This is a genomic window from Mangrovicoccus sp. HB161399 (assembly GCF_013184745.1).
In the GTDB taxonomy this organism is placed as follows: domain Bacteria; phylum Pseudomonadota; class Alphaproteobacteria; order Rhodobacterales; family Rhodobacteraceae; genus Mangrovicoccus.
Genome location: NZ_JAATVU010000005.1, coordinates 165,002 through 171,341, shown reverse-complemented (window position 1 = coordinate 171,341; position 6,340 = coordinate 165,002). Strand labels below are relative to the sequence as shown.

Genomic DNA, 6,340 nt, shown 5'->3' with positions numbered 1-6,340 from the left:
CATGATCTTCGCGGTGAGGTCGAAATAGTTGCAGTCCTCGTCGAGCCACAGGTCGATGAGACGGTCCACTTTGCGCATGTCGATCAGCATGGGCATCCCTTCCGCTTGCCGGAGCGCTGGGGGCTGCGCATTGCCTGCCTGCCGCCCGTGCTCCTCCGTTCCCTTTCGTCTCCCGCCTTAGGCAAGCGCGGGCGGGGCGGCCACCGCCAATCGGCCGCAGGGCGCAGATTGGCGGGCTCTTGCCCCGGGGGGGCGCCCCCGACCGGGACGGGAGGGAAGGGGATCAGGCGCGGCCCTGCCAGGCGGCGGCGATGTCCGGGCGGTCGCCGCGGCTCGCATGCGTGGCGCCGGCATTGGCATTGGCGGCAGGGTGCACCGGGTCCATGCCGCGGAACACGGCGCAGCGGGCGAAGGCGTCGAGATCGGGGGCGAGCTGCTTCTGGCTGCAGTACTTCGCGGCGAGCTTGGCGAGCCCCTTGATGTCCCTCCCGCTGGCCGCGGGGAAGAGATCGGCGAGCCGCCCGGCGAGGCCGTCCTCCAGCTCAAGCCCGAACTGACCGGCCATCACCTCCCAGATGCGGATCCGCCCGGCCCGGTCCGGGGCGTGGTAGCGGATCAGCGCGATGCAGCGCGAGACGATCGCCTCGTCGATGTCGTCGACCCGGTTGGTGGTCAGGAACAGCAGCCCGTTGAAATATTCCAGCACCCGCAGGAAGACGCCGACCACCGCGTTCATCACCATGTCGTCGTCGCGGCGCTTGATGTAGACATCGGCCTCGTCGATCAGCATCACCGCGCCCCAGCGCTGCGCGCGCGTGAGCACGTCCTTCAGCGACGCCTCCATCTGCGCCACGTTCAGCCCGAGCTGGCCGGAATGCACGCGGTAGAGCGGGCGGCCGATGATCTCGGAATAGACCTCCGCGGTCAGTGTCTTCCCGACGCCGGGCGGGCCGGCGCAGAGCACCGTGGTGCCGCCCGACTTGCCCTCGACGATATCGTCCATCAGCACGTCCATCTCTGCGGTGAGGATGTCGATCAGGTCGGTCTGCTCGGGCGGCAGCACCAGCTTGGTCTTCAGGTCGGGGGCGTAGGCATAGGGTTCCATGTCGTCGACATGCACCCAGACATAGTGGTGCAGGTCGAGATGGAACATCAGGACGAAGCCATGGACCGGGACCTGCGTGAACAGCCCCTCGGGGACAGCCGCCGCGATGTCCCGCATCTCCTCCTCGCAGTCGAACTGGTTCGACTTTCCCGCCCGCCGCAGGAAGCCGGCGAAAAGCTCGCCCGGCACGTCCATGGTCAGCGCCCGGCCCTCGAGGATGCCTTCGTCATTGACCAGCCGCGCCTTGCCGCCCGAGGCCGAGAGCACGACCACGTCCTTGCGCGTCCAGTCGGTGTCCCGCCGTGGCGAGGCCGGGTCCTCGGCGTAGAAGGCCCGTCCCTGCGCCGCGAACTGCTCGCCGTAGCGGCGGCGCCAACCGAAATAGCGCGCGGAGCTTTCGTCATGCGCGGCCAGTAGCTCGGGCGTCTCCTTCATGTAGCCCTTGCGGAACAGGACCTCGCCCAGGGTGTGCCCGTCGATATCGGCGGCCATGATGCGGATTGTAGAGGAGACCAGGGCGCCCTTGGCATTGGCCTTCATCTCGACGATGACGCGCCCGCTCTCGTCGCTGTTGGCAGGCGTGTAGTCGACGCGCGTGACCACGTAGGGCAGGGGACGCCGCGAGATGTCGGAGCTGAACATCCAGCCGCGGATCGCGCCGCCGAGCAGGTAGTGCGCGAGGTCGAGCAGGAAGGGCTCAAGGTCGTCATTTCCGTAGCGCTTGGCGTCCATCCCCAGCGCGCCGCGCAGGGTGGCCAGCTGGGCGGCGCGGGTGCGGTAGCCGGGGCCGGCCGCGTTGTAGAGGCCGATCAGGAAATCGCAATGCGCGCCCGACAGGCGGTTGACCGGGACGGCCGCCTTCTCGCCCAGCCTCAGCTGCGCGCGGAGTCCCGCGAGCTCGGGGAAGCGGTCGGCCAGCGCGGAGAGGTGCCGGGCCTCGATGGTCAGGTTCATGCCGCGCATCCTTCCGCGATCTCGGCCACGACCGTCCAGCCGGTGGCGCCCTTCGGGTCGAGGTCCGCCAGCGCGGCCAGCATCGCCGCCGCGTCCTGCGCCCGGCCGTCGCGCAGCGCGATGAAGGCCAGCGCCTTGAGCGTGTAGAGCGCGAAGCGCCCGGCATCCGCCGCGCCGGTTTCCGCCGGCTGCCACCGGCGCCAGTCGCCGGGCCAGCCGGCCTGCCGTGCGGCCTCGGCCAGCCCGGCCTCGGCCGCCTCCCGGGCCGCGTCGAGCCGTCCCGAATAGGTGTGGATCTTGTAGAGGCAGAAATAGGTGGGCAGCGCCCCGGGATCGAGCGCCAGCGCCTCGCGGAACAGCGCGTCCGCTGCGCCGCGGTCCCGGCGGCAGGCCAGCACGCCCTGCTGGAGCAGATCGTCCACGCCGTCCGGGACGGTGCCGAAATCGATGCCTTCGAATGGTGTGTCGCTATGCATGTGCGGTCTCCTTGCCTGCGGGCAAACAAGAACCGCGCCAAGCCGCCGCGGGCCGCCGGACAGGGGCCTGAACGCGCGGGGATCCGACAAAATCCGGCCAGGCCTGCCGCCTTGTCCGGATTGCGACACAGGCTCTGCGGGGGCGGCGATGGTTGCAACCTTAGGTAAAGAAATTGTTGTTTTTGGTATCGGAATGGGACACGGTTCGCGGTGAGGTTGATTTTTCGTTTCCACTGGGTGCCGCAATACACGTTCAGGCTGCCCGTAGTTCCATGATGTACACCATTTAAGGGAGGCCCCGCCTTGCTCAGGCGGCTTTGCCAGATCGCATTCGGAGGCGCCGGTATCGCGAAAGATACCGAATCAGGCGCCGTGTCCGCGCAGTCGGCTCCCCCGGATCAACCCGATGCCGGCATTCCGCTGGCCCGTTCCGAGAAATTTTCCGTAGAGGCGCTGGAGCCGAGGATCCTGCTGTCTGCCGATCCGGTCAGCTACGAACTGGCGCGGATCCTCGAACGCTCCGATCCCGGCGCGGATCTGGCGGCGCAGGCGGCGATCGTCGAGCAGCTCGATGCCGAGACGGCGCAGCTTCTGTCGGAGGAGAGTCCGCCCTCGGAGGTGCTCTGGCCCGGCGACTGGGACCGTCCCGAGACCACGTCCGGCACGCTGGGAGAGGCCGAGCTCGACAGCCTGGCTGCGGCCGCGCTGGAGACCTGGGCTGCTTCGCTGGGGGTGGAGGCGGACATGCTTCCCGACTTCTCCTTCGGTCTTGCCGATCTGCCCGACGGGCAGCTGGGCTGGGCCGAAGGCCTGACGGTCCTTCTCGACGGCAGCCGCGGCGACTGGTTCGCCGATGCCACGCCCTACGAACATTCCGAATACCTCGTGACGGCAGAACCCGGCGTGCTGGCCGCGGTCTCGCCCGAGGCCGCGGCGGGCTATGACGCGCTCACCGTGGTCATGCACGAGATCGGCCACGGCCTCGGTCTCGGGGATGGCAGCGGGACGGCATTGATGGACGGGGCGCTGGCGAAAGGCCAGCGCCTTCTCCCTTCCGCTTCCGGGCTGCAGGACGGCTGGGCGGCCCCGGTCTCCGGCGCCCTGACCGCGGCCGACGTGTTCAGCGGCGGCGTGCTCAACCTGTCGGCGGTTGCCGCGGCCGGGCCCGCCCCCGCGGGGCTGACGATCACCGTGACCTCGATGGCCGGGGCCGTGGCCGAGGTGACCGTCTCCGGCGCGGCGGCGGCCGATGCCGGGGTGAATGACAGCTATTCCGGCGTGACCGAGATCATCGGCCGTTCCGACCTGCTGTCGGTCGACACGCTGGTCGCGCCCCAGCAGGGCAACGACTGGACCATCACGGGACTGAACGAGGGCACCCTGAACGGCATGGCCTTCTCGGATGTCGAACGTGCCGAGGGCGGCGCGCTGCGCGACAGCTTCCGCCAGTCCGGCCCCGGCTTCCTCTCCGGCGGCCTCGATGACGGCACCGGCACCGGCGAGTTCGTGCTGCAGGATTTCGTCTCGGTCTCCGGCGACCTGAGCTTCGGCACCGGCTCCGGCCGCAGCCTGACGCTGGACGATGCAGCGACGGTCTCGGCGGAGTACACCGAATTCTCCGTCACCGGCGGTCGCGTCTTCATCGGCGATCTCGACGGCAATTATATCCTCGACGACAACGGCACGGCGGGCGTGCTCGGCGACGACACGCTGGCCACCGGCATCGCCGGTCTGGCCGCGTCCGGCGACCTTGCCATGGCGCTGCACCGCGCGGGCAGCGAGACTTGGGTCACCGCGGCGGGCAGCGGGATCTCTGCCTCGCTCGAGGGGGTCGACGGCGTGGCCGGTTCGGTCACCGCGCTGTCCTTCACGCTGAACGCGGATAGCGGCGCCGGCCGGGCGATCGACTTCTCGGCCACCGCCGGGACGGCGATCTCCGACACCACGATCACGACGGCAGAGACCGAGGTGACCGGGACGATCGCGCTCAGCTTCGGCAGTGCGGCGATCGCCGAGGGAACCATGTCGCTCTCGGTCACCGGCCGCAGCGGGATCGCCGATCCTTCGGGCGGCGCCGATCTCTCGGGCGAGCTGACCGCGCTGTCGCTGAGCGGGATGGACCTCTTCGCCGGCACGGGCGGCAGCGCGGCGGCCATCGCGGATGCCAACCCGTTCTCGGCGCTGGAGGCGGCTTCGGCCACCGGCTTCCTGCTTACCGGCGCCGAGGGTGCCATTGCCGTCTTCGATGCCGATGACGGCCGCGTCTTCACCGGCGCGGAAATCGGCGCGGCCTCGGCGGAGGTGCTGGGCATCTCCTCGGTGGACATCCTGATCTCGCAGCTCAGTGCGGCGGTGAACGCGGTCGGCGATCCGCTGGCCGCCGGCAGCGGCGAGCGGATGGACTGGTCGGGGTTCGATTTCACCGGCACCGCTCTGGAAAGCGCGCCGCTCTCCTTGACCTCCGCCGACGCCACGCGGATCGGCGGCGCGCTGACCGTCTCGACGACGGACGCGATCTATGTCGATGCCGGCTTCTCGCTGGCGACCCAGAGCGCCTCCGGCGATGCCGGCGGCAGCACGGTCAGCGGCGATCTGCTGGTGCTGACCCTCGAGATCGACCAGGCCTTCGCCGGGACAGGCGCCGTCGCCGACGGCACCCAGCTGATCCTCTCGGACGAGACCGGCTTCCTTGCCGAGGGCGGCAGCTTGACCCTCGCGGTGCTCGATGCCGGGACCGACACCTATACGGGGGTCAGCGGCGCCCTGTCCCTGTTCGATGCGCGCGGCTTCGACGGCGTCACCTTCACGCTCGCCGATCTGGAGCTCGGGCTGAACCTGTCCTCGACCGGGACGCTGCTTGACTGGAGCACGGTCTCCGGCGGCGCCGTCGTCAGCCTCGACGACAGCCAGCCGGTGGTGATCCGCGGTGCCGCGGAGGTGGCCTTCGGCGGCGCGCTGCTGCTCTCGGGCGGCTTCTCGGCTTCGGTGACGGAGGGCTACATCGCAGATGCCGGCACCGGCACGCTGTTCTCGCTGGACCTGACCGGAGCCAGCGCTTTCGCCGGCGCGGGCGGCACGCTGGCGGCCCTCGCCGATCCCGACCCCGCGGGCGCATTGGAGGCGGCCGGGGCGCAGGGCGTCTTCGCCGATACGCTCAGCGTGGCGCTCCGCCTGCTGGAGACCGCGGGCGGCAGCTACCAGGGCGTGGCGGCTTCTCTCGGCGGCGCTGGCATCGTCGGCGTCAATGCCGTTGCAATGACCGTCTCCGGCGCGACGCTGCGCGCCAACAGCTCCACCACCGGAACGCGGGTGAACTGGGACGGAACCGGAGATGTCTTCGCGCTGGCCGGGGTAACCGCCGACCGCCGCCTGGAGGTTGACGCGACCGTCGGCATCGCGGCAGGCGATGCGGCCTTCTTCAGCGGCACGGCCCGGATCGCGGTCTCCGACGTCACCGCGCTCGATCTTTCGGCCCAGGGCCAGGGCAGCGTGACCGGCGGCTTGCTGACCGTCTCGGCCAGCGGCGGCTCTGCCTTCTTCGGGTCCGGCGCCAGCCTCTCTGGAACGGCCATCGCCACCACTGGCGGCACGGGGGTCTCGGTCACCGGCGCGAGCCTCGATCTCGCCATCCTGAACGAGTCCGGCGGCACCCGCAGCTGGACCGGCCTCGCGGCCGGGATCGACGGCGCGGCGCTGGAAAACCTCCCTGACGTGGATCTGTCGCTGTCCTCGGCTTCGGCGCTGCGCAACGCGGCATCGGGGGCCGGGGCGGCGAAGCTGTCCGGCGCGGACTGGGCGTCGGTGG

3 protein-coding genes are annotated in these 6,340 nt (G+C 70.2%); 1 reads left to right on the top strand and 2 read right to left on the bottom strand.

From position 1 onward, the window contains the following. Positions 1-283: 283 nt before the first annotated feature. On the bottom strand, positions 284-2,059 hold the full coding sequence (locus tag HCC78_RS04460) for an ATP-binding protein (protein ID WP_172327534.1): 1,776 nt from the start codon (positions 2,057-2,059) through the stop codon (positions 284-286). Further along, entirely contained in the window at positions 2,056-2,535 is a 480-nt protein-coding gene (locus HCC78_RS04455) for a hypothetical protein (protein ID WP_172327533.1), read from the bottom strand. The genes HCC78_RS04460 and HCC78_RS04455 overlap by 4 nt, the downstream gene beginning before the upstream one ends. 372 nt (positions 2,536-2,907) lie before the next feature. Between HCC78_RS04455 and HCC78_RS04450 the strand changes: the two genes are divergently transcribed. Continuing rightward, positions 2,908-6,340, top strand: a 3,433-nt coding sequence (locus HCC78_RS04450; RefSeq protein ID WP_172327532.1) for an LEPR-XLL domain-containing protein, incomplete at its 3' end; no start/stop codon positions are given.